At 39.0% G+C, this 25,617-nt stretch carries 23 protein-coding genes; 13 read left to right on the forward strand and 10 right to left on the reverse strand.

The features are described from left to right. Window positions 1-89 precede the first annotated feature (89 nt). From C2M25_RS04490 to C2M25_RS04530, 9 genes are all read left to right on the forward strand, one after another. On the forward strand, window positions 90-1,565 hold the full coding sequence (locus C2M25_RS04490; protein WP_063705293.1) for a GumC family protein: 1,476 nt from the start codon (window positions 90-92) through the stop codon (window positions 1,563-1,565). Further along, window positions 1,562-2,641, forward strand: coding sequence for a glycosyltransferase (locus tag C2M25_RS04495; protein WP_063705291.1), 1,080 nt, complete (start codon window positions 1,562-1,564; stop codon window positions 2,639-2,641). The genes C2M25_RS04490 and C2M25_RS04495 overlap by 4 nt, the downstream gene beginning before the upstream one ends. A 9-nt stretch (window positions 2,642-2,650) precedes the next feature. Further along, on the forward strand, window positions 2,651-4,462 hold the full coding sequence (locus tag C2M25_RS04500; RefSeq protein WP_105180512.1) for a sugar transferase: 1,812 nt from the start codon (window positions 2,651-2,653) through the stop codon (window positions 4,460-4,462). Window positions 4,463-4,642: 180 nt separating this feature from the next. Next, window positions 4,643-4,963 (forward strand): STAS domain-containing protein, encoded by a 321-nt coding sequence (locus C2M25_RS04505; protein ID WP_105180513.1) that lies wholly within the window; start codon window positions 4,643-4,645, stop codon window positions 4,961-4,963. 8 nt (window positions 4,964-4,971) lie between these two features. Then, window positions 4,972-5,829: an OmpA family protein gene (locus C2M25_RS04510; RefSeq protein ID WP_105180514.1), complete on the forward strand. Its 858-nt coding sequence runs from the start codon at window positions 4,972-4,974 to the stop codon at window positions 5,827-5,829. Between the two features lies 1 nt (window position 5,830). Then, complete coding sequence (locus C2M25_RS04515; protein ID WP_063705283.1) at window positions 5,831-7,897, forward strand: SLBB domain-containing protein; 2,067 nt, start codon at window positions 5,831-5,833, stop codon at window positions 7,895-7,897. Then, window positions 7,894-8,592: an AAA family ATPase gene (locus C2M25_RS04520; protein ID WP_063705281.1), complete on the forward strand. Its 699-nt coding sequence runs from the start codon at window positions 7,894-7,896 to the stop codon at window positions 8,590-8,592. The genes C2M25_RS04515 and C2M25_RS04520 overlap by 4 nt, the downstream gene beginning before the upstream one ends. Window positions 8,593-8,600: 8 nt before the next feature. Beyond that, window positions 8,601-10,058, forward strand: coding sequence for a SpoIIE family protein phosphatase (locus C2M25_RS04525; RefSeq protein ID WP_105180515.1), 1,458 nt, complete (start codon window positions 8,601-8,603; stop codon window positions 10,056-10,058). A gap of 103 nt (window positions 10,059-10,161) precedes the next feature. Further along, complete coding sequence (locus C2M25_RS04530) at window positions 10,162-11,628, forward strand: sigma-54-dependent transcriptional regulator (protein WP_063705277.1); 1,467 nt, start codon at window positions 10,162-10,164, stop codon at window positions 11,626-11,628. On the opposite strand, the gene C2M25_RS04535 is transcribed toward C2M25_RS04530, so the two are convergent. Further along, a complete protein-coding gene (locus tag C2M25_RS04535; protein ID WP_105180516.1) occupies window positions 11,597-12,631 on the reverse strand; it encodes a glycosyltransferase family 4 protein in 1,035 nt (344 codons plus the stop codon). The two genes, C2M25_RS04530 and C2M25_RS04535, sit on opposite strands and share 32 nt — an antisense overlap. Window positions 12,632-12,651: 20 nt before the next feature. On the opposite strand from C2M25_RS04535, the gene C2M25_RS04540 reads away from it, so the two are divergent. Then, window positions 12,652-12,984, forward strand: a complete 333-nt coding sequence (locus C2M25_RS04540; RefSeq protein ID WP_105180517.1) for an Hpt domain-containing protein — start codon at window positions 12,652-12,654, stop codon at window positions 12,982-12,984. Here C2M25_RS04540 and C2M25_RS04545 read toward each other — a convergent pair. After that, complete coding sequence (locus C2M25_RS04545) at window positions 12,949-13,854, reverse strand: gluconeogenesis factor YvcK family protein (RefSeq protein WP_105180518.1); 906 nt, start codon at window positions 13,852-13,854, stop codon at window positions 12,949-12,951. The two genes, C2M25_RS04540 and C2M25_RS04545, sit on opposite strands and share 36 nt — an antisense overlap. Window positions 13,855-14,025: 171 nt before the next feature. Here C2M25_RS04545 and C2M25_RS04550 point away from each other — a divergent pair, with 171 nt between their 5' ends. After that, a complete protein-coding gene (locus tag C2M25_RS04550; RefSeq protein WP_158679674.1) occupies window positions 14,026-15,999 on the forward strand; it encodes a response regulator in 1,974 nt (657 codons plus the stop codon). 39 nt (window positions 16,000-16,038) lie between these two features. Here C2M25_RS04550 and C2M25_RS04555 read toward each other — a convergent pair whose 3' ends face one another. Genes C2M25_RS04555 through C2M25_RS04575 form a run of 5 tightly spaced genes read right to left on the reverse strand, consistent with a single transcriptional unit; the run spans window position 16,039 to window position 21,572 of the window. Beyond that, window positions 16,039-17,361 carry a Na+/H+ antiporter family protein gene (locus C2M25_RS04555; RefSeq protein ID WP_105180520.1) on the reverse strand — a complete coding sequence of 441 codons (1,323 nt, stop codon included), beginning with the start codon at window positions 17,359-17,361 and terminating at the stop codon, window positions 16,039-16,041. Between the two features lie 8 nt (window positions 17,362-17,369). Then, complete coding sequence (locus tag C2M25_RS04560) at window positions 17,370-19,310, reverse strand: transglutaminase family protein (RefSeq protein WP_105180521.1); 1,941 nt, start codon at window positions 19,308-19,310, stop codon at window positions 17,370-17,372. A gap of 2 nt (window positions 19,311-19,312) precedes the next feature. Then, the gene (locus C2M25_RS04565) at window positions 19,313-20,272 is read right to left on the reverse strand and encodes a DUF58 domain-containing protein (protein ID WP_105180522.1); all 960 of its coding nucleotides are present in this window, start codon (window positions 20,270-20,272) and stop codon (window positions 19,313-19,315) included. Between the two features lie 3 nt (window positions 20,273-20,275). Continuing rightward, the gene (locus C2M25_RS04570; RefSeq protein ID WP_063705261.1) at window positions 20,276-21,169 is read right to left on the reverse strand and encodes an AAA family ATPase; all 894 of its coding nucleotides are present in this window, start codon (window positions 21,167-21,169) and stop codon (window positions 20,276-20,278) included. A gap of 7 nt (window positions 21,170-21,176) precedes the next feature. Then, window positions 21,177-21,572 carry a response regulator gene (locus C2M25_RS04575; RefSeq protein ID WP_063705259.1) on the reverse strand — a complete coding sequence of 132 codons (396 nt, stop codon included), beginning with the start codon at window positions 21,570-21,572 and terminating at the stop codon, window positions 21,177-21,179. Between the two features lie 301 nt (window positions 21,573-21,873). Here C2M25_RS04575 and C2M25_RS04580 point away from each other — a divergent pair, with 301 nt between their 5' ends. Next, on the forward strand, window positions 21,874-22,395 hold the full coding sequence (locus C2M25_RS04580; RefSeq protein ID WP_105180523.1) for a hypothetical protein: 522 nt from the start codon (window positions 21,874-21,876) through the stop codon (window positions 22,393-22,395). Between the two features lie 25 nt (window positions 22,396-22,420). Here the strand turns inward: C2M25_RS04580 and C2M25_RS04585 are convergent, their stop codons facing one another. Beyond that, the gene (locus C2M25_RS04585; protein WP_105180524.1) at window positions 22,421-22,984 is read right to left on the reverse strand and encodes a hypothetical protein; all 564 of its coding nucleotides are present in this window, start codon (window positions 22,982-22,984) and stop codon (window positions 22,421-22,423) included. Between the two features lie 670 nt (window positions 22,985-23,654). Between C2M25_RS04585 and C2M25_RS04595 the strand changes: the two genes are divergently transcribed. Next, window positions 23,655-24,236, forward strand: coding sequence for a hypothetical protein (locus C2M25_RS04595; RefSeq protein ID WP_199775145.1), 582 nt, complete (start codon window positions 23,655-23,657; stop codon window positions 24,234-24,236). A 508-nt stretch (window positions 24,237-24,744) separates the two neighbouring features. On the opposite strand, the gene C2M25_RS04600 is transcribed toward C2M25_RS04595, so the two are convergent. Both C2M25_RS04600 and C2M25_RS04605 read right to left on the reverse strand, forming a co-directional pair. After that, complete coding sequence (locus C2M25_RS04600) at window positions 24,745-25,098, reverse strand: DUF3693 domain-containing protein (protein WP_105180526.1); 354 nt, start codon at window positions 25,096-25,098, stop codon at window positions 24,745-24,747. Window positions 25,099-25,383: 285 nt separating this feature from the next. After that, window positions 25,384-25,617 (reverse strand): hypothetical protein (locus tag C2M25_RS04605; RefSeq protein ID WP_158679675.1); only part of this gene is annotated, 234 nt, incomplete at its 5' end.

Genomic DNA, 25,617 nt, shown 5'->3' on the forward strand with positions numbered 1-25,617 from the left:
CTAATTAGCTAAGAAAATCTCGGTCAATTTTTATCAATTTGCGAATTAACACAGAGTAATTTCGCAAAATGCAAAGCAAAAGGTAAAACATGTTAGTAAAAGAGCAGATCAAACGGTTAATTTATTTAGGGCTTTATGCGCTATACACGCGTATTAAGCTCTTTATCATTCCGTTTTGCATTATTCCAATTGTCGTTATCGCACTTGGATTATCAGCTCAAAAGCAATATACCAATCACGCAACGATTTTGATTGAAGAGTCAGCGTTACTGAATCCTTATTTAGATGATCTTTCTTTCTCGTTTCAGCTTTCTGATCGTATGGCTGCACTGCGTACATTAGTTATTAGTCGCAAAGTACTTATCGCGGTTGCTAAAGAAACTCAATTAATCGCAGAAGATGCGCCACCCAAACAAGTAGAAGAAATTCATCAACAACTCTCAAAAGCCTTATCGCTTTCTTTAATTGGCGATGAGCTGGTACGTATTAACTTTATTTGGCATGACCAAACGCAAATGAAGCCTGTGCTAGAAAAGGTGGTCGAAAAATTTATCGAACGCTTACTTGCCCCAACGAAGGCATCACTGGATACCTCTGAGCAGTTTTTCTTTAAACAACTTGATAGTTTACGAGAAGAACTTGAGCTTTCAGAAGAAGCATTAGCTGTCTTTAAAACACAAAACAGCAATACCTTACCTGATGTATTACACAGTAATCGTCAAACCTTTGATAATTTACTAAGCGAGAAACAACAAAAGCTGATTGCTCTTTCAGGTGCCAAAGCAAAGCTAAATGCACTGGTGAGCAAGGTTGGTCAAGCAAACCCAATTTTAGGCAATTTAGAAGAAAAAATAGTCCGTACTGAATCTGAGTTAAGTCTTTTACGCACACGCTACACCGAAAAACACAGCAAAATCATAGAGAAGAAGCGCACTCTCGCAAATTTAAAAAACCGTCAACAGGCGTTATTAGAATCAAGCGAAAAGCTCGATACCACAAACCTCGATCAGTTATGGCAAATGGTAAACACCTTACCATCTGGTGATGGCAAAGAGAGTAGTGTTTTGGTCTCTCAATTACTTGCCCTAGAAGAAGCCCGCAATAATTTACTTCAGCAAGAGCAAGAGTTTGCGATGTTAGAAGAGCAGGTAAAACTTGTAAGTGAACGTTTGTTAGTAACCAGCGATGTTGAAAAACAGTTACGCAAATTAGAGCGCGATTACGAAGTTAAGCAATCACTTTATAAAGACATGCTTAGCCGTTATGAAATGGCGAAAGTAACAGGCAAGTTAGTTAAATACGAAGGTCCAGATAAAGTAAAAACCATAGAACGAGCTTACAGCCCGACTCAACCAATCAATACCTCTATGGTGATGACTGTCATTGTGGGTCTCATTCTTGGTATTTTCACAGGTGGTGCAAGTGTATTTGTTGCAGCGCTTTGTGATAGCCACCTCAAAGATATTAAAACCATTGAAAAACTTACCAGCGCACAGGTGGTAACAGTACTTCCTATCGTCAATGCCGAGACTAACTTCGGTAACATTGAAGGAGATAAATCATGAATGTCATGCACTTAGTTCAACACCTGCAAGTAGGTGGCCTTGAAAAAATGGCAATTACACTTCTCAAAAATAGTCAATTTAGCCGCTCTAGCATCATTGTTTCGCTCGAAGGAGACAGACAGTCTGCTTTTGAACAGTGGCCCGAATTAGAAGAATTTAGCCATCGTGTTATTTGCTTAAATAAAAAGCCCGGTATCAGCTTTTCTGTTATCGCAAAGATTAAGTCTTTAGTTAAAGAGCACGATATCGATATCATCCATAGCCATCATGTTGGCCCAGTTATTTATGCGGGCTTAGCGTGCGCATTGTCGGGTGATTCAGTTCGCCACATATCAACCATTCATGACGCTTGGTATTTGAACAATGTTAAGCAATGCACATTTACAAAGTTACTTGATTCGATGACGAACATTTATTGGGTCGCAGATGCGCGAATAGTTGCCGATGAATTTAGAGCCAAAACAGCCATTATCCCAGAACGAACCATTTTAAATGGCATTGATTGCGATAGCTTTATAGCAATCTCGCAAGACACGGCAAGAGATCAGCTTAACTTACCAAAAAAGATAAAACTGGTTGGCTGTGCGGCACGCTTAATAGATGGCAAAGGGCACAAAGATCTTATTCACGCTTTGCATTACTTACCTCAAAACTATCATATGGTATTTGCAGGAGATGGCGACCAGAAAGTGGGGTTAATGAATTTAGTGCGTAATTTAGGGCTAAACGAGCGTGTTCATTTTCTTGGTAATGTTCACGATATGCGCGCATTTTATTCAAGTATCGATGTTATGTGTTTGTACTCACAACGTGAAGGCTTACCACTGTCAATTATTGAAGCCATGGCTTGTGGTATTCCCGTAGTTGCATCCGATGTTGGCGGAATTAATGAAGTGCTCACTGCTAACGAAGGAGAGCTTGTCTCTCCTAAAGAATTTAGCCAGCTTGCCCCAGCAATTTTAAGAGCAAGCAAACTACCGCATGGTTTATGTATTCGTCATCACGCTATTGCTGTTGCTGATGCAAGAACCATGAGCAGTAAATACGATAGTTTATATTCTGCTTTAGCAGTGTAGGAGCCAATCATGACTATTTTAACGACCTTATTTGTCATTTTACTGTGTGTTGCGCTGTATCATCACATTGGTTATCCGTTATTACTTAAGTGCGTTAGCACAAAAAAAGTAAAACAGGTTAAACCTGCACAATACGATGAAAATACACTCCCTAACATTGCTATCTTGATGTGCGCTTATAATGAACAAGCCCATATAGCAGAAAAGCTACATAACTTAGCGTCACTGGTTTATGACACGAACCATTACACTATTCATGTATATTTTGATGGCTGCACCGATAAAAGTTATCAACAAGCCCTTAAAGCTCAACAGGTTTTACATAAACAAGGTGTAAAGTGTTTCTTTCATTTTCGTGATGAAAACCAAGGCAAAGTTCAAGGATTAAACACCTTAATGGGCGTAGCCAAATACCATAACGACATTTTGCTTTTCACCGATGTCAGTGCATTACTCAGCATAGATGCATTAGACAAAGTAGCCCAGCAGTTTAGTGATCCTAAGGTCGCTATTTCGACCGGTGTTTACACCTTAGATGAAAATGCCCCTGATGCGCAAAAAGCTTATTGGCAGTATCAGAATAAGGTTAAAAAATCAGAGTCAAACCTTGGTGCCGTGATTGGCGTACCCGGAGCGATGTTCGCCATGCGTGCTGAATACGCGTGTGAATTAGAGAAAAACACCATCAACGACGACTTCGTGCTATCAATGAAAGCGTTAAGCAAAGGGGGTAAAGCCATTGTTGATGAAGAGGTGGTCATTTACGAACGTGAATGCGACGAACAAAGCGAAGATTATAAACGAAGAGTACGTGTTGGCGCTGGTAACTGGCAGCAGATTAAAGCACTGCTTTTATTACTTAATCCGCGTTTAGGCTGGACGTGTCTAAATTTCTTTTCGCATAAAGTCCTACGTGGAGTGATGCCAGTTATTTTAGCGGGTATTTATGCCTGTGTCTTTTTAGAAGCCCTCGTGTCGCAGTCGTTGTGGTCTGAACTTATCGCAACAGCAATTTTATCGCTTCATACCGTGCAAGCGATTAAAACGCTATTCGAGATTAAAAAACGTATTCCTATCGTCGATAAAGTGAATTACATCTTAAATAGCTACTTTTTAGCACTTTGGGGGATCATCCGTTACGAGCAAGGTTATTTTAATAACCCATGGCAACGGGTGAAAACGGCAAGTAAAAAACCAACAAAATCGATTATTAAAATCATTAAGCGAAGCTTAGATATTACAGGTGCTTTATTTGCACTAAGTCTTGTTTGGCCTGTGTGTTTAATCGCCGCATTGGCAATAAAGCTAACCTCAAAAGGGCCAATCATCTTTAAGCAACTTAGGGTAGGTGAAAGCTCTGATGACTTTGTTGAGCTATTTTATGTTTATAAGTTTCGCTCTATGGTGGTTGATGCGGAGTCACGTTCAGGCGCTGTGTGGGCCAGTAAAGATGACCCAAGAATAACAGCGGTCGGGCGTTTCATGCGTAAAACCCGGATTGATGAGCTCCCACAGTTAATTAACGTACTTAAAGGTGAGATGTCATTAATTGGGCCACGCCCTGAGCGCCCCGTATTCTACGGTAAACTAGAAAAAGATATCCCTTACTTTTGCCAGCGTACTTATGGCGTTAAACCGGGTATTTCTGGCCTTGCGCAGGTGATGAATGGTTATGACGAAACCATTGATGATGCACGCAGTAAAATTGGTTGGGATTACGCTTATTCACTCAGTATGTCGTCACCACGTGCTTGGGCAAAACTAGAGTTTTCAATTGTGCTTAAAACATTACAGGTCGTTTTTACCGGAAAAGGCCAATAACTAACTGGCTTTTTGCAATATCAATTAAGCAAATCACGTTGCATAATGCAAATTAACAGTAAAAAGTTAATTGCATTATGCATCGCCTCGACATTTAACTATTAAATATCAACACCTTATAAACTGGCATTCTAGTTGTACTAGTTACTATGACTAACCCATTATACAAAGGTGCAGATCATGGCTAACAACACTACATTCTCAAACGAAACCAAACTAATTTCATTACCAACTGATTTCTCTGGTCTTGCCGTTGATGGCTTTAAAGACCAATTTGAAGAAGTTGCACACGGCAAACAACAAAGTGTGGTTCTTGATTTTACCTCGACGACGTTCATTGATTCATCTGGCATCGGTGCCATGGTGTTTTTATATAAACGTATCGAGAAAAAAGGGCAAAAACTATCACTGCTTAATGTGTCTGGGCAACCGCATAAGTTAATGAGCCTATTAAGGGTTGATAAAACGATTCCATTTATCGAACAAGCTGATATCGCGTGAGGTGATTTATGAAGCACATACTATTTACAGTCATTTTGCTCACGCTTGGTGGATGTGCTTCTTGGCCTGATGAAGGGCAAGGAGGCTGGGCTGAAAAATATCAAAATTACCCGCTAACTGATGAGCAACACGAGATGATTTACGACACGCAAGAAACGGTCGTATTGAGTGAATTTCAACATCATGTTTTAAAGTTAGATCTATTAAAAGCACAAGGTATTAAGCAGTGTATGCCTGCCCAATTACTTAAAGCGCAAATTTACGAAAACCGTATTAGACGCCTTATAGCTGCGCAAATGTGGTCTGATGCTGAGCATGACTTATTGATTCATTATCATGGCTTAAATCAGCTTGCTAAGCACTTTGAGACCGTCAACGCAATGAGCCAATGTGCAGGAGGAACACGATCTGAGGTTACCATGACGGCGTCGTTAAAAGATCAAATCAGCGAGCTTTTAAACAGTGATAATCAGTTTTCGCTAAACGATTTTCAGGTTACTCCGAAATACTTAACACGTTTAGCGCAAGCGGCTGACTTAATTAAGCAAGTTGATGCAGTGGACTTACTGCTTGTTGGTCATGCAGATATAAGTGGTCAGCAACAAAATAACTACGAGTTAGCACTTAAACGGGCAGAAACAGTGAAACACTGGCTTGGCATTTATGGGGTGAATCCAGCAACCATCACCACCTTAACGCAAGGTAGTTTAACGCCATACAGTGATGAACCTGACTCACGATCAAAACGCCATTCTGATAGACGTGTTGAAGCGATTATTATCGACATGAATGAAGAAAAAAGCACGAAACAAAGCCATGCATTATCCAGCTGGACCAAAATCCTAAATGGTCCTAAGGAGCAATAACATGAAACAGTTAATCTTACTTTGCTTACTGATTTTCGCCTTACCGACTTTCGCCGAAGAAATAGAAGTAGGTAATAAACTTTACTTATATTTACCAGGTGAAGCTGAATTTAGCGAACCGTTTGAAGTTGATAAAGAAGGCACAATTACCTTACCTGAGCTAGGTCGCTTTAAAGTAGCAGGCTTACAGCTTGATGATGTGCAAAGCCAACTACGCACAGCATTAAGTGAAATGTATGTGGCGATGGATGACTTTTACGTTGAAATTCACTCTCGTGATATTTTCATTAATGTAATGGGCTATGTGAACGATCCATCGCAAGTGAGCATCCCTAAAGATGGCAATATTCAAATGGTAATTGCGCGAGCAGGTGGATTAAAACCAGGCGCTCAACTTGACCGTTTACAAATTCGCCGTGCTGGAGAGATGATTGAGTTTAACTATAAAGCCTACCTAGACTCAGGCAACATTGATTTGCTTCCTACACTTCAAAGTGCAGACACGGTATTTGTCCCTGTGTCGCCACTATTAGGAAACGTGCAAATCGACTTTGATGCACAAACGTTAAGTGCATCCGGTGACGCAAGTGATAACAGTGCTATCACATTGCTTGGCGAAGTACACAATCCGGGCAGCTTTTCATTTAAAGAAAACATGAGTGTACTTGATGCTCTGATGCGTGCCGAAGGGGTAACACGCTATGCCGATGTGACGAAAATTCGCGTTATTGTCGATAAGACACCGGTTGTATTTGATTTAAAAGCCTATTTAGATAAACCAAATAACGATACCATGCCACAGCTTAAAGCAGGCTCAACCATATATGTGCCAATTATGGTTGATGATGTAAATACCACATCAAGAACTGTCTATATCATGGGTGAAGTACAAAAGCCTGGCGCTTATGAAGCAGCAGATAACACCAGCTTTTTAGACATACTTGCCAATGCAGGTGGGCCAACTCGCTTTGCCGAAACGCGTCAAATAAAAATCTTAACGCCAGCTGGCGAAAGCATCCTGTTTGACCTGCAAGGCTACAGTGAAGGGCTCATTGCTGTAAAAGTACCAAATCTAAACCCAGGCGATGTGATTTTTGTACCAGAAAAAACCGATCAAAATGAAAAAAGCTGGTTAAAAGTTCCTCCTAAGCGTGCCATTAAAATTATCGGCGCCATTTTATCGCCGGGTCGTTATGAGTGGAGCCCTGAAATGGACTTTACAGATTTACTGGCTCATGCCGGCGGTCCAACCAAAGGGGCAAATATCAATGACATTAAAATTGTTAGAAACGGCGAAATCACGAAACGTTTTGATTTAGAGCAATACACGATTAATGATTCGGGTAAATACGCATTACCTAACTTATTGGCTGGCGACACCATTATTGTTGAAGAGTTACCGGTTGACCCTGCCGACAATAAATCACAATGGATCCGTCAAGAATCAAGCAAATCAATTTATATTATGGGGCAGGTGGGCTCACCAGGTCGTTATGCATTTAACACGAATATGCACTTTATCGACATTTTAGCCGCCGCTGATGGCCCTACAGATAACGCTGATTTACGTAATATTCGTATTACACATCGCAATGATAACACCGCAAGAGTTAGCAAGTTAAACCTTGCACTGTATTTTGAAACCGGTGATGAAACCTTATTCCCGCATGTGTTACCGGGCGATACCATCTACATTCCAGAAAAAGATAAAGACTGGCTACGTACACCGAAAGAGCAAGTAGTCCGCATTATGGGTGCGGTTGAAAAACCAGGTCGTTACAGCTTTGATGACACCATGACGGTACTTGATGTACTTGCAGAAGCGGGCGGTCCATCAAGCTCAGCGCTTATCGACAAAATTGTGGTGGTCAATCACTCCTGCTGTAAAGAGCAGTCTCGTGTGTTTGATTTAGAAGAGTTCGTAAAGAACCCTAATTCAGCGTATATCCCTGTGTTACGCGCTGGCGATACTCTTTATGTACCAGATAAAGGCCAAGATTTAATGAGTCAGTTTAAATCAAACTTCTTAGATTTTATTACTGTTGTTGCTTTAGTGGTGGGCTTATGAAACTAATACCAGCGCAATACCAAGAACTTGAAGCCGTGTGTAACGAGATAGATAACACTAAAGCACGTTGTATCTGCTTTATCTCATTAACGGGGAATGAAGGCTCTACATCGCTATGTGCCAGTGTAGCTAAACGTTTAAGTTTACAGGCGGCCAAAGTTTTAATCATCGATTTAAACCCGCTCAATCCGTTTAAATTTGAACAACCAGACACAGTTGAATCATGGTGCTTTAGTGATATCTCATGTCAGCTTAATATCATTAATACTGAGCAAGTTGATTTACTGACTATGCAACACTTAAGAGAGCTTGAATCAGTTAAAAGTAAAAATGTGCTGAATGACGCCATTGAACGGATAAAACAAGAGTACGACTATATTTTTTTAGATATGAGCCCGGCGTTAAAATGTAATCGCGGTAATGTACCACTGCATGCTTTAAGCCTATGTACGGATCTCACATTTTTAACGGTATCGCTTGGCTATAACGATGAAGAAGCCTTGTGTCATGGGATGGCGAATTTAGAACATGCTGGTGTAACTAAGATAAAAATAGTTGTTGCCCAGCATCAATTTGCACCTTTAGGTAGCCGTATCGTCAGAACTCTTAAAGCATTTCAGCCAAAATGGCCTAAACTGACAGAGTATCTATTAAACAAAGTTATTAAACAGCGTTGGTTATTTTTACCCTACTGAGACTCTGAATGGACTGCTTATATCAAAAGACTTTTAATTTAGATTGGCCTACGGTCAGCGAAATTCGCCATATTTTAAAGCATGTTTTAACGGCGATCAGTGTTAAAAATCAAGATATTGATGCAGCAGGGTTAGTCGCTACCGAATACCTCACTAATCTGTTACGCCATAGTGATGAAACGGCTAGGTTTGTGCAGTTTTCTATGCATAAACTTGCAGACAAACAACTATTGATTGAATTTAAAGACAGCATGCCAAGCTATGACTTATTTAATCAACAACCTAATCAGTGGCAAATAGATAGTGGCGAGTTAGTTGAAGGGGGCATGGGGGTGGCGCTTATAAAGCACTACTTTCCTAATGCCAGCTATAAAACTGTCGATCAGCAAAACATATTTTCATTTTGTTTAACCAATATAGATAAACGACCCACACTCATCTACATTGACGATGATAAAGCCCAGCTTGCCTTGCTTAATGCCTATTTGTCTGAACATTTTCAGGTGATTTGCTGTGAAGACAGTGAGTCAGGCTGGCAAGAAATTCTTACCTCTGGCGCTACAATTTTGCTGCTTGATCATAAACTCAAAAATGGTACCAGTGAGCCATTACTTAAAAAGCTAAATCAATCTAATCTTAAAACAAATTTATCTGTAGTGATGCTTACAGGTGATGACAGTGAAGAGCTAATAAAGCGCATAAACCTATTGGGGGTTGATGATTATTTAGTAAAACCAGTTAGCAAAACACGTTTACTGCAAAGTATTGAGCGGATTGTGCATCGTTTTTCAGCACTAAAGTATTTAATCAATGAAGAACGCATGCAAACCAAACAAAAAATAGGCGAGTTTAATGCGTATAATTTTGGCTCAATCATCAGTCAAAATGGCGGGGATTTTTGTATGTACCCCCACCAGCAGCAAACCCCCGTTATTATCGGCGATATGATGGGACACGGTATAACAGCCCTCAAAGAAAGTTTTGCTATAAAAGGATTTTTAAGTGGCTGTTTAGCGACTCAAATTCCATTAACCGATGTTTTAAAGACACTGAATCAGGCACTTTATGAACAGCGGCTTTGTAAAAACAGCCTAGTAACATTATTAATTGGCTTTATCGAAAATAACACGCTTCATTGGTTTAACGCAGGTCACCCAGCCCCTTGCGTGATAACAACACAAGGAAAGCTGCTTCAACTTAGCGGAACTGATCCTTTGTTAGGCCTTTCTGACGACCATCAATACCAGCATTACCGCTATGACTTAAGTGATGTTGCGCAGATTTTATTATTTACCGATGGCTGGCTTGATAATCAGAAGATGTGTGAGGTTGACCAAATCATTGCTAAATTAACGCATGATAACTTACACAGTGAGGAGTTTGCCTATGCTCTTTGGCAAGCAAGCCAAGTAAAACTATCGGCTGAAATAGACGATGCCTCATTAATTGTGATCAATAAACACTAAAGTTTGAGTTTACAAACCCACTGAATACACACTAAGCTACTAGTAAGGATCTGTTAAATAATCACTTTATCTCAGCATAAAACGATAATAAAGGAAGTCAGTAATGCCACCTAAAATACTCATTGTTGAAGATACAGAATCGCTTGCGCTGATGTACCAATCATATTTGATCCCAACAGGGGTTGAAACTCGCATTGCCTACAATGGTGAGCAAGCTATGTGCGCACTAAACGAGTTTGAACCTGACTTAGTGATTTTAGATGTTATGCTGCCTGATATGAATGGACTTGATATTTTATCGTCTTTAGACCCAGATACGGCACCACAAGTGATTGTTCTAACAGGGCATGCAACCAAAGAAATGGCCATTAAAGCGATTAAACTAGGTGCCAGTGACTTTTTAGAAAAACCGATCGAAGCAGATCGTTTTCGCATCACAGTAAACAACGCATTAAAGCTCAAAGATTTAAAACAAACAGTTAAAAGCTATCAAACAACCTACGAAAACGGTAAATATTACGACCTGATCGGCAGTTCATCCGAAATGCAATCTGTTTACCAAATCATAAAATCAGCATCGGCCAGTAAAGCCACTGTGTTTATTACTGGTGAAAGTGGAACGGGTAAAGAGTTGTGCGCCCGTGCGGTACATTTAGCGTCACCGCGCGCTAACAAACCGTTTGTAGCCCTTAACTGTGCAGCCATCCCAAAAGATTTAATCGAAAGTGAAATATTCGGCCACTTAAAAGGGGCGTTCACTGGTGCTATTGCCAATCGTGAAGGGGCAGCTGGCCAAGCTGATGGCGGGACTTTGTTTTTAGATGAACTATGTGAAATGGACATCAACTTACAAAGTAAGCTACTGCGCTTTATTCAAACTGGTTGTTACCAACAAGTGGGAAGCGAAAAAGAAGTCAAAGTAGATGTACGCTTTGTGTGTGCGACTAATCGAGACCCATTACTTGAAGTGCAAGAAGGGCGTTTCCGTGAAGACTTGTATTACCGTTTACATGTTATTCCAATTGCTTTACCGCCATTAAAACAACGTGGTAAAGATGTTATTGAAATTGCGGACGCATTATTCAAAAAAATAAGTAAAGAAGAAGGGCGCTCATATAAAGGCATGTCTGAAGGAGTAAGAAACTTATTTTTGAGTTATGGCTGGCCTGGTAATGTTCGCCAATTAGAAAACACGATTCGTAATATCCTTGTGTTACACGATGAAGCGTTTATTGAAGCAAATATGATCCCCGCATTGCCAAATGCACAAAGCCAAAGCCATGCGGCTACACCTATTACAGCGTCTAATCAGTCAGAAGCTGTTACGCAAAGTGTCACATCTTCGACCAATGAACTCGCTACGAGTGTGAACAATACATCCTATGTGTCTTCACAAGTTGGTTTTTCTCAAGCAGACATAGAACCACTTTGGATAGTCGAAAAGCGCTACATCGAACAAGCAATTGACGCCTGTGATAACAATATACCTAAAGCAGCTGCTTTATTAGATGTGAGCCCTTCCACGATTTATCGTAAAATCAAAAGTTGGGAAGAGATGCAAGTAAGCTAGTGTTATAAACGCGATCTAGCTGTTTAAATTGTTGTTCACCTGAAAAGCGTTGCTGAATTAATTTTTGTGCATTGTTAAGCATGTATTGTTTTTGCTCAGTGCTCAGCATTTCAACGTTTTTAAGCTGTTTTTGGAGTGCCTGAGCCGAGCTTTCGCCCATCATTAATCCATTAGATAAATGATTGATAATATGCGGCAATTGCCCAACCGCTGCAGCAATCACTAACACCCCATGCGACATTGCTTCTAATGCCACCATTGGAAGTCCTTCTGCGCGAGAGCAGATCACCAATACATCGAGTTGTTGCCATATTTGTTGTTGTTCACATTGACCATGATAATTGACCGCTGATAAATCAAGTTCATTCACCATAGGCCCATCGCCAAACATATGAAAGTTCAAGTTTGTTGATGCAGAATGTTTAGCCGCTTCAATGAAAATATCAGGCCCTTTTTCATGAGATAAACGACCCACAAAGCCAATATTAATCTCCTGTTTGCTACGAAGTATTCTTAGTTTTGTAGGTTTTTTCACTGCGATGAAGTTTTCAAGTAACTCCGCATTGTAAAGCTCTTTGGTCAACGAGTTCGATACGGCAAAGTTTAAAGAGAAGTAGCTCAGAAGCTTATCAAGCTTATTGTAAAAGTACACTTTGCCCACACCAGCTTCACCAGCGTGATAGGTGGAAATACAAGGGCGGTTTTGCCAGCGACACACCAACTTCCCCATGATACTTGCCTTGTACCCATGGGTGTGTAGTAACGCTGAACGAGGAAACATTTTTAGTATTTCGTTCAAGCTTTTTAAATTTCCGCCAGCAAAACCGTAAGTGATATTCGCTTTGTCTAAGCGATGATAAAACTCTCGATTATTATGATCTTGATAAAATAGTACCGAGCTCATAATATTATATCGTTCTAATAGCTTACTCATGGCAATCAAATGGCTTTCGATGCCACCAATTAAGCTTGAATCTACAAATAAAATAACACTATATTTCATATTCACTCCAAGGTGAGACCATGATAGATACAGCGACCTATGCTCAATTACAACAGGATGTTGGTGACGACCTAGCAAAACAGCTTTTACAGGTTTATATCACTGAGTCCCGCCAAATCGTTGCTGATCTTGCTGATGCAACGAAACAATCAGAAATCGAAATAAATGCTCATAGCCTAAAAAGCAGTAGTCGCAGCTACGGTGCATTAGCCGTAGGCGGCCTTGCTGAGCAAATCGAGCAAAAAGCGAAGACATCACAATACGATGATGAATTACAAAGCCTTATTGCATTACTGCAAGACCAATTTGCGCAAACCTTAACCCATGCGCAAAGCTTGATCGGAATTAACTAGTCGCTCAGTTTCTAAAATTAATGGCATTTTTAAAATTTCAGCAAACACATTACTTAATTGCTCAATGTCGTGCTGTTGATTAGGTGATTTAACAACATCATTAAAATGAGAGACAATTTCACTCAATGCATCCAGTGAAATACTTAAATCACAAAAGCTGTATCCGAGCATGCCTTCCAGCCAATCAACCGGTTTCATATCGAGTGATTTAATCACGCTGGCTTCTTTAGCAATATTTTCAATAAACACGCGACACGCCGATGTTTCTTGCACCGCTTTAGCAATGTCTTCAACTAACATGGCTGGCATCACACTGGTTATTAAGCTACCTGGACCAATTATCAGCATGTCTGCATTATGAATTGCTTGAACCACCCCAGGGGCCGCATTGACATCTTGCGAGAGGGTGACATAGTCAGGCAGTGCATCTAGTGAATCAATTTCACATTCACCAAAAACTTTTACACCCGATGGCATTACCGCTAATAAATCAGCTGGCTCATCAGACATAGGAAGTATTGTTTCTGAGTTACCTAGCATGGCATTAAACCAAGCAACTGCTTGAGTTGCTGAGTTGGTTTGTTGGGTCAGACTTAATAAGGCAAGGTTGCCAAGGCTGTGGCCATCGAGCTCACCACCTTCAAAACGATGGTGAAATACTTGATGAACCAAAGAATCGTCATCGGCTAGTTGCAAACAACAACGCCTAATATCACCTAGTGCAACCACATCTTGGCTTTCGCGCAATTTACCCGTACTGCCACCGTTATCTGTCGTGGCTACAATCGCTGTTAATTCTGCGCAGTGAGGTCTGATTGCGCTTAACATATGGGATAAACCATGCCCGCCGCCTATGCATACTATTTTCATGACTGATACCTCATTGAACTCTATTACTGACTAAAAAGCATAGCGCGTACCAAGTCTTTGAATTTATATAACACAATGAAATTTAATAATTTAATTTCAAGAATTAATGGCTAAACTGAAATCTGTTTTCTATATTTGCATTATGCGATGCAATATTAATTAGGAATGGCAATGGCACAGTTCAACTTAGAACAATTACAACTTGAGCTAAGGCAGTTTCACGGCATCAATGATAGCCGGGCACTGAAAGCGCAACTTGAAAAAGTGCTGTTACCGTATTTTTCATTTAAAGAATTTTGTTTGATTAATATTGAAGAGTTAAAAATGACACTTGAGATGCGCACGCTTAAGTATCTTGAGTTTGACGAAGGGTTATTAAAAACCAAGTTACAGCATGCATCTTCAGCTTGGCTGTTTTCTGAAGATAACATGCTTTTTTGTAATAATACTGAACTGCATAATGCCTTGATTTTTAGAATTGAAATTTCTGATCACACAACCCAGTGCATGGTGTTTTTTGATATCACAGAGCAAGCGAAATTTAGTGATAAATCAGAAACAGGCATCATGATCTTGCTGCAACAAGTGGCTTTACAACTCTCAAATCAAACGCGGCTTAATCGCCAAAAGTTTCATTCTACGTCATTGTTAACACGCCTTGGTGAGCTGTCTGAGTTGTTTAGAGATTTTGCCAGTGAATGGTTTTGGCGTACCAACAAAGAAGAGCAGTTTATTAATGTATTAACCACCGCCAGCCACAGTAATTTGTATAAACGCCATTTTTTACATAAAAACTTCGATGCTATCATCACCGAGCAAGAGCAAAAGCAATTAAAAAAGTGGTCTCACTTTAGACATTTACTTGCTGAGCAAGCTGAGTTTCTAGACTTTGAATTTGAAGTAAATTGTTCACCAACTGCATGGGTGTCGTTCAGTGGCAAGCCTCAATTTGATGCAAATGGTAATTTTCGTGGCTACTTAGGTATAGCCAAAGATATCACCGTCAATAAAGACCGTGAGCAGGCACTGCAATTAGCCAAAGAAAAAGCTGAAGAAGCAAACCTTGCAAAGTCACAGTTTTTAACGGTGATGTCTCATGAAATAAGAACGCCGATGAATGCGATAGTCGGCATGCTCGAACTATTAGCAGACTCTGAACTTAACGATAAACAAACGCGCTGGCTAGATTATGCAAACTCCAGCTCTGACTTATTACTGGATTTGATCAGTGATGTGTTGGATTTTTCGAAAATTGAGAGTGGCTCGATGGAACTTGATGTTAAAGCAACAGATATAAATGCGCTCGTTAAAAACATCACCGCTCAATTTCAAGAAACAACACAGGGCTCTAAAGTGATGTTTTCAACTGAAATAAAAGATGGCTTGCCAAATAAAATAAACATTGATGGCGTTCGGGTTGGGCAAATCCTATTTAATATTTTAGATAACGCCTTTAAATTTACCAAAGTAGGCACGGTCAATTTCAGAGCTGATTTTAATGATACCCATTTATTATTTGAAGTCGCTGATACTGGGCAGGGGATATCACAATCTCAAATAGAGACCATTTATGATGCTTTTAAACAGCATGATTATGGTGTTAATCGACAAGTAGAGGGAATTGGCCTTGGGCTTAGCATTACCAAAAGTCTTGTCGATTTAATGAAAGGCGAAATAAGAGTGGCAAGTGCTATCAATATTGGCACTAAATTTACCATTTATATTCCATATTCTGTTGTTGCCGATGATCAGCAAGCCATTGAGCATGAGCAATCACTTGAACCCATGTCTATTCTTGTCACCGAAGATAACAAAACTAACCAAGTATTAATTAAAGCATTTTTAGAAAAGCTCAATCACCATGTCACCCTTGCAGATAATGGCCAACAAGCCATAGATAAAGTACAGCAACAAAACTTTGATTTAGTTCTGATGGATATGATGATGCCGGTGATGGACGGCATTACCGCAACCAAATACATTCGCAATGAGTTGCAAATGAGTCTGCCAATTGTGGCCTTAACAGCGAATGCTTCACATCAAGATAAAGCGACTTGCCTCGACGCAGGTATGAACAAAGTACTGACAAAACCCATTCGCTTTCATGATTTAAATCGTGCATTACGTATTTTGTTTAGCCAATAAAAAAGCCCCAAATGGGGCTTTTAAATATGTAACTCTGCTTTACAACACCATTGCTGCAATCCAGCCTGCAATAAGTAGCGGAATATTAAAATGGATGAAAGTAGGTACCACAGAATCCCAAATATGGTCGTGTTGACCATCAGCATTTAGGCCAGATGTTGGGCCAAGTGTTGAGTCAGAGGCAGGGGAGCCTGCATCACCTAGCGCACCCGCAGTGCCAACCAGTGCAGCTGTGGCCATTACTGAAAAGTTAAGCTCCATACAAAGTGGTACAAACAAGGTGGCTATAATTGGCACTGTCGAAAACGAGCTACCAATGCCCATGGTGATCAATAGCCCAACGAGTAAAATTAACGCAGCGGCGAGGGGCTTGTTTCCCTCAATCAACCCTGCGGCAGAGCTAACTAATGAAGCGACATCTCCCGTTGCTTTCATCACTGAAGCAAAGCCTTGCGCAGAAATCATAATAAAGCCAATCATCGCCATCATAGCGATGCCTTTACTAAACACATCACCATTTTGCTCAAGTTTTACAACACCAAATAAAGTAAATATAGCCACCCCAACAAGACCACCAAGGATCATAGAGCCACTAATATTTTGTGCGACTAAAGAGCAAAGCACAGCAGTAATTCCCACTGCGAGTACTTTCTTTGGTTGTTCAATGACCACGTCTTGTTGCTGCTCTGTCAGGCTATGCGGCTCGTAACTACGACGCTTTCTATAACTGATAAAAACAGCAACCAATAGACCAAACACCATGCCTAAAGCAGGAATGATCATCGCCATTGGTACCTGTGTGTTTACTATCTCTAATCCATTTTCAGTGAGGTTTTTATGTAAGATTGAGTACAAGTAAATGCCACCAAAACCATAAGGTAGCACCATATATGAGGTGGCTAAGCCAAAGGTTAAGATACACGCAATGGCACGTCTATCTAGACGTAACTTATTAAACACCACAAGAAGTGGCGGAATAAGAATAGGGATAAACGCAATATGTACGGGTATCAAATTTTGTGACGAAATCGCACACAGTAAAATGATACTTAATATGAAATAACTTAAGGTTGTTTCGCCTTTGTGGCTATTATCGTTAACTTGTTTAAGCAATTTAGACGCTAATATACGCGTTAAGCCCGACTTAGAAATAGCCACCGCAAACGCACCTAACATCGCATAGCTCAGTGCTATTTCTGCACCGCCCGATAAGCCATCATTAAATGCATTAACGGTTTGTGATAAACCAAGGCCTGCGGTTAAACCCGCAACAATCGCGCTCACGGTCATCGCCACAATGACATTAATACGACAAAGTGTCAGGATCAGCATCAACATAACGCCGACAATTACTGCATTCATATTGTTCTCTATTTGGCTGTTTTGAGAGAGTTTAACAGAACTCGCACCTGGTTTTTGCGATTTTGAGTATATGATTGCTGTTGATAACGTACTTCGATGATTATTTGCTCAAATTCATTTAAATAAACTGCCGCCGTAGGTTTTTGCTCTTTAATTAAAGCAATATTTTGCAGCGGTGTGTTGGTATCTAGAGGTTCAATGCCTTGCTTTTTAGCCCAAAGGTAAAGCTTAGCGATGTCATCGACCAGTGGCTCTCTACTTCGAACTGGGCGTTTGTTATAAAAGAAATAGCCAGTAAAGCTCAGTAACAAGGTACCTAACACTATTAATGGCGTTAGCCATGCTGACTTATTACCAAACAGTGAATCAAATAAACTCTGCTGAGATGCTTGGTCAAACGTAAGCACCCAGTTAGTCCATTTATAATCGAGCTCTTCAAGGTGAATTCGAAGCCAGTTTATTGCTTTAAAATGACTCCAACGTTTTAAACCAAAATTAAGATTGTCGTTAAAGCTTTCATTTAAATCACCCAGTTGCGATAGCGAACCATTTAAACGCTCAGGGGCAACAACAGCGGTAGCATCAAATATGTGCCACTTTTCATCGAAGAACACTTCAACCCATGCATGGGCATCGTATTGATAGATATTGAGCGTAGCGGCTTTAGTTTGTTCACCGCCTAAATAACCCGACACAACACGGGCAGGGTAACCAGCAACACGAAACATAAATGCAGCGGTGCTGGCATAGTGGCCGCAAAAGCCACGTTTGGTATCAAATACAAACTGGTCTAGCGTATTATCACCATACATTGGCGTAGGTGTTAATGTGTAAGCAAACTGCTGCTGATTAAAATAATTAAGTAGTGCGTTAAAATAACCTTGCGCACTTTCATGCTCAGCAGCCAGCTGGTTTGCCAATGCCGTTGTTTGTGGATTGGTTGCTTTAGGTAAGCGTGTGTAAATGCGTTCTTCAAAGTCAGTAAGGCTCAGAGTAGCCTCACTACTGGTTACTGCGTATTTAATGTTTTTGTTTAAGTTGCCTTTACGTTTTAACAAACCATTGTAGGTATTAAACACATCTGAATTAGCACTTTGTGCAAAGCCAAGCCCAAATAACCAGTTTGATGATGAAGGCTCTGCAATAACCTGATAATCAATACGATTATTATGGGTAATAGCGCGGCGAATTGGGTTAAATTGTTGCGATTTTAAAATGTCCGATATTAACCATTCACTGCCATTAAACTCATCATGAATAAGGCTGCGCCAGTAATAGGGTGCTTGTAGGGCTTGTCCTGACTGTTGTTCTACCCGAAAAACCAAGTCATCAGATTCCGCTAATTTCGCAATCGAAAAGGGGTTAACTTGCTCTGATAAACCGGTTTTAGCTAGCTTTGGGCCTGGTAGCTGCCAAAATGCGGGTAACTTGGGTAAAAATAAAATCAAAAAAGCGGCAATGGGTAGGGCTAATAATATGGTTTTAAAACTTTGTTTGTTAGCGGCCTTAAAGCTTTGCGGGCTAGTTAAGTAGCCAAGTACTGCAAAGTTAACAACATAAAGTACACTCACCACCAAGGTTTCGAACAACCCTTGATGGAACAAATACACGGTTGAAAGGTTAAAAAACACCAGTAAACACACAGTTTGATACTGTTTAACCGTTTTCGCTTGTAACAATTTAAAGCTGCTAGCAAGTAGCATCATCGAGACAAATAATTTGACTGTATCGCTCACACCAACCAAAACAAATAAGGCAACTAAGCAAACTGCTGCCAAAATATTCGCTATCAGTCCATTTAGTTTTTTATAAAACTTACCTAAAAACAGGTTTAAAAAACTAAGGCCAGCCAATATGGCTAAAAATGGGGTCGCTACTTCAGTAAACAAAAAACCACTGGTAACAATAAACAGCAGTGATAAAACGGTATTTATAAGCGGTGTATTCATAATTAAAACTCCGCTAATGCTTGAAGGCAGGCTTTTTGATGGTTGATCCCTTGGCCTTTCGCAATGTGTTTATTGGGTAAGGTTAACGAAAACGCCATTTGTTGGTCGGTTAATTGGTTCACCAAAAAACATAACTGGCTTAATCTATGCTCATTATTGCCACTCAACATATTGAAATTAAGTGCTAATTCCTGTGATGCGTCACTGGTAAATTCTTTCGTTAATAGCTGCTGAGTTTTAGCGTAGTGTTTCCACGATACCTTATTAAGCGCTGTACCTTGCACAAAAGGAGTAAGCTGATAAAAGTCATCATTACCGGCTTTAACTTGTGCGTTATCGCCGTCGTGTTCGTCATTGTCATGGAGCTGAGTATCAAGCTTATCAGTGGCGATAGGCTGAGGGTAAACATAAACCGTTTCGGTTGGTTCTATGTAACTCCACACCGACACTAAACCAAATGGAAAGTGACTAATGATTTTGATTCTATCAAAGCCATATGCACCACGTTCACTGCATTTGAGCGCTATTTCAACGGTCTTTTTCTCTTTACTTTGCAGTGACACAGTTTCAGATTCAAGATTGTCATTAACCAGTTTTATAAGTTCATAGTGTGATTGTGCGTGAATTTGAAAACGTGCAACGGGGGAATTGGGCGCATAACTTTCATTTACTGATAGGTATTTAACCGACAAACCTCGCACATTTTTATAGCCAGTGAGTATCGCAAATACCAAAACCACCACCATTAAATACGCCATCGCTAAAATCAGGTTGTTTTGATAGTTAATCCCCATCACAAAGTTAAGCAAGGCAATTAGTAAAAACTGCCCACCGAGTTTTGAAGGTAATACATAAATGGTTTTATGTTGGAGTTCAATTTCGTTAGTTTTATGCTTGTTTTTTAATAACTTATTAAAAACGGATCGACGAAATTGATTAACAAAAGCAGGGCGCTTAAACATGTTCTATAAGCTTACAGGCACATGTTTAAGTGCATAGCCACTGTCACCAGCGTTTAAACCAAGCCTGTGATCAGTCACACTAGGAAAAACCGCTTGTACATCTTCAGGCATTACAAAATCACGGCCTTCAATATACGCCCATGACTTTGCAGCGCGGGCAAGCGCAATACTGGCTCTTGGGGATAATGGGTTTACAAAATGGTTATCTTGGCGAGTAAACGCAACGAGCTCAAGGATATAATCAACCACCGCATTACTTATCGTTACAGTGTTAATTTCTTTTTGAATTACAGCAAGTTGCTCAGGATTAATGCGAACAGGTAAGTCGTCATAATTTCGGTTGTTTAAGCCTAAAATGAGGTTTTTCTCAGCGTGTTTATCAGGAAAACCTAAACTAATACGCATAAAAAAGCGGTCTAATTGCGACTCAGGTAACGGATAAGTACCAGATTGATGCACAGGATTTTGCGTAGCAATTACAAAAAATGGTGATGGTAGGGCGTGTTTAACCGAATCGACCGTCACTTGTTTTTCTTCCATTGCTTCTAACAGTGCACTTTGTGTTTTCGGGCCTGCACGGTTAATTTCATCACCTAAAACAACTTGGCTGAATACAGGACCTTGATGAAATGAAAAACTATGTTCTTTAGCATCAAAGATATTAGTACCAAGAATGTCAGAAGGTAATAAATCGCTAGTGAATTGAATACGTTGATACGACAAGCCAAGAACTGCGGCAAGTGCATGAGATAAAGTGGTTTTTCCCATGCCTGGTAAATCTTCAATTAACAGGTGACCTTCGCTAAATAAGCACGCTAAGGCAAGTTTGATTTGTTGCTGCTTACCAAAAATAACCGTGGATAGGTCATCGATAATGAGTTGGATTGTCGAATTCATAAACTACTTAATTTGTTATGGTTTCCATCAATTCTAGACGTTTCATAACTGAGTCGACTTTTTTTGCGTTGAATGGTTTAGCGATAAAACCTTTAGCACCTAATTCCCAGGTGTTTTGCACATTCTCAAGACTATTATGGCCAGAGCACATAACAACGTGCGTATGAGGATGGTGGTCATTTAAGTATTCAAGAATTTCCGTACCGTCAGTGTTAGGTAGTTCAATATCAAGAAAGATTACATTAGGTGACTTTTCTTCAATAACCGTTTTAGCTGATTCAAAATCTCGACTTTCTAAAATATCGTCAAAACCAAGACCAGTTAAAATTTGATTTAGATAGTCGCGGATATCTTGCATATCGTCGATTATCAAAATAGGTTCTAACGGCTTCACAAATTCCATATCGTTTACATCTTATCGTTACATCTCAAGTTGATTGTTTTAATATAAGTCATGAGATAACTAAGCTCAAGAAACATACACTAATAAAATGAATAATATGATAAAACACCAACTTAATGTCCGATACCGTCTAGTATTGGACTTAGCATATGCATAGAATAAGTATTACTATGCATAGATACATTACTTCCTATAATTTATATTACATATTAATAGAGAAGGGCTAAAAGCCCTTTTTTATTAACTGCTTATAAACTAATATTATTGTCATTATGTCTTTACATTAAAAGCTTACAGAAACATGAGAAAAGAACAAGTTGACACTTTAAACCAAAACTTCCAGAAATCGGATCAAGTTCATAAAAACCATGAAAAAAGAATTACTAAAATTGAGAATGATCTTCTTAGGTCTGCTCATAGAGATGCAATAGCACAAAATTACAGTCATGCATCAACATATACAAATGTAATTATAATTGCAGGTTATGTAGCTTTTTTTAACTTATGGCATTTACTTGTAGGTAAAAGCGAGGATTGGTTAGTTGTTTTAGCTGGTATTTCAGCAATTATTTCTTTGACAGCTTTTGTATCTTTTGAAGTATTTAAAATATATACAACATCAAAATTTCTCATCGAATCAGACAAAGTTGTGAAGAATAGAAACAGAAGTTTAGATGAAATCGCCAAAATGAATGAGCTAAGGAAATTAGCAACAATTAAATATTGGAAAATACAAATATATACAACAATAAGTTTTGGCGCTATTGGTATGATTCTGCTTTTAGGTGGCTACATCTGGGGTTTAATTGATATATTATTTTAAAAAAGGGTTAAAAGCCCTTATTAAATTAGACTAACTTACCTCTGATAAATTCTAACAAAATTAAAAGTTTATCAGAAAGTTCAAAACGATTTATATGAACATTCTCAGCAACCTGCCAAGAAACACCTAACTCATGATGAAGAGAAGGATAAGCTATATCTGAATCCGTTAATTTGAATTTACCCGCGGGTTCGAATTTTGCTAAAGGTATTCTAATCCTTGTAAATAACATCTTTAATTCATCAATCTCTTTTTTAAATTGATAAAAAAAGCTAGAACTATTTCTTGAATGTTGGCTTAAACAACGAACAATCTCATAAGCGCCAAGAACCCATAGATATGAATTTGTAAAATGCACAGAAAGAGAACTTGTAGGATCAAATGATTTTTCTGTATCAACAATTTTTCTATCTTCTACAACAAGTTTAGAATCTAAATCACCTAAACCTTGTATAGTTATCACCATGAAAGGATCGTATTGAGAAGCTACATGTGAAACATTAATCCAACGCACTCTTCTTTCATTATCAAAAGAATTAAGATATTTTTCTAACTCTTTTAACTTTTCTAATTGATTTTTATCACTCATGATAATATTTCCATCTTTAAATTAACTTCCAGTTTTATGTGATATTTCTCCAATAATATCCAGTAATTGGTTTTGAAGATCAAATAAATATTTATCATGGTTAGATGTCTGCTTTTTAAGAGTTTGGTACATCTGTTCTGATTTCTTAGCAGACCATTTGTAACGGTGTACTAGTTGTACATCAGATGGTTTAACTTTCCCCCAAGGGGTTAGTAATAGATTATCCTCCCTTGAAATTCTGCATTCTGACCACGGGCCAGTAAGTGGCATATAGCCGCGGTACATAATTTCGACCAGCTTTTCTATCGGCTTAGTTGCTTTGTTAGCAAGGGGTAGGGCATGACCGTCGAGGTAAACTCAATAAACTTACTTTTCATTGTTGTGTAAATTAGTTGCACGATCACCACCGTTGCCAAAGTGAAAACAGTCATTACTTAGATAAAGCGCGTAATTGAAAACATGGTGAAGATATAACGAAACTACAGGATAAATATTGCTATCTGAGACACATTTAAAGTTCGTAAGACTGAGTAACGCTTATGAAGCTAAACCCAATTTCTAGCTTAAATTAAGTGCACAAACAGATACTTTGAGTAGACTTTGATTAGGAAATAACATTAAGTTAAATTAACAGTTAATTATATGAAAAAACAGAACACTAAGGATAGTTTTGAATAAATTAATAATTTATATATTTTTATTGCCACTCGCTATTATCTCATTTGGTGCTTCAGCAAATGCAGGACTACCTATGATTATGCTTGCAGTGCCTGTGTATTCGATCTCTTTGTTACCAATAATTGCTATTGAAGCAATATATCTTCGAAAGAGCCTAGATTTAACCAAAGCAATATCGGTAAAAACAGCATTTGTTTCAAACTTAGTATCTACAATTGTTGGGGTTCCTTTAACCTGGGTAATTCTTGTTTTAATACAAGTGCTGACGGGCGGTGGCGCAGCGTATGGTGTGGATACATTTGTCGGTAAAATGTTAGCAGTAACGTGGCAAGCACCTTGGTTAATCCCTTATGAATCTGACTTACATTGGATGATTTTATTTGCGGGGTTATTCCTACTTATTCCATTTTATTTTGTATCATGGTGGTCTGAATTTTTAGTTTCAAAGAAAATTCTTGCAGATACAGGAATTAGTAAAAATAACATTAAGATAAAAGTAAGGAATGCAAACCTAATCACATATAGTTTGTTGGCGTTTTGGCCAATTGGCTGGTATGTAGTTGGCTACGTATAAAAGTAACAGGCAATTCATGAAAGTCTAAAATTCATAAATCATTTTTATATTCAGAAGTAGCAAATTCTTACAGAGCAGTTGAACACTCATTTTGATTAAGTCATTGCCAATGATATTCAGCGCCTAACTTACTAAAACCAAATTGTACAGCTATCCAATTTGAACTTGTAGGGCATCTACGTGGCTTTCGATATAACGAACAGTTTGTTGTAGAACCAGTCATAGTTATTGAACTCAAAGCCATAACGGTTACAGGCAGTGAACACAAAATTTTTGGAAGCCATACAAGAAACACATTTCAAATCTAGGTTCGTAAAATTCACAGTTGTGGTCTTATTGAAATGAAGTAAGTTTGCTTGAAAATTTACAAAGTAAAAATGAGAACTGCATAGAAAGCTATAAATTCGTGAAAACCCAAATTAAACAAAAAGGGGGTTAAAAAACCTTAAAATCTAACGACTAATGAGGCAACTAATATACATAAATATGTTATTTAACATAATATAAATTATGGGTAGTTACGTATCCGCTTAAGCGGCCCTTGTACTTGGGTGATAGACGCTGTTAATAACAGCAAACCCGCTACACACGCAGCGCTAATCTTTTTTGCAACTTCTTCCCAAGCTGCTTTTTCTTCTTTGGTTTTAGACTTCTCTTTTGCAAGTTCTATCAAAGCAGGCTTAAAGTCGATGCCCATTTGATTGCATAGATAAATACACTGATTGGCCGTTAAGTGTCTCCGACCTTTCTTGATATCAGTCACATTACCAGTAGAAACATTCATATCGGCACAAACCTGTTTGTCCTGTTTGTAACCTTTGAATTCTCTGTACTTTTCAATAAGTTCGTAGCTAAAAGACATAGTATTTTCTCCTCTTTTTATATTTTAGCACTCAAATATGAGAAATAAATTTTTGACAACACTCTACAGTGAGTGCTAGATTTTAGCCAACACTCATTAAGGAGTGTTTATTTTTGACATTTTAACACTCTATTTTGAGTGTTTAGATATACATTTAATGTCCAATACTGAATAGTATCGGACTTTAGCAAGGAATCCGGTTTGAAATTCTATCTCCAATACATAGCTGGCATTGAGGAATACGCGTTAGGTTTCAATAAAATTGAACACCCGCTTATGTATTCGTCACGCGCTGAAGCTATGGCTTTTTGCATAGACTATGCAAGTGGAGAACCTTGGGCTTACATAACAACCATCAGGGTCTTTACCTGTGCGCTCAGCAATGGCATTTGATAGTTCACGCTCTAGGCCTGCTTGCTTAAAGTTCCCAGTTGCAACCGCACGGAATAACTTAAGAACGCTATAACGCTGCAGGTCCTTTTGCTCAACACCCAAGTCAAACACTGTTGACTGTGCATC

The sequence above is a fragment of the Pseudoalteromonas sp. T1lg21 genome, from assembly GCF_002964625.1.
Taxonomy (GTDB): domain Bacteria; phylum Pseudomonadota; class Gammaproteobacteria; order Enterobacterales; family Alteromonadaceae; genus Pseudoalteromonas; species Pseudoalteromonas gelatinilytica.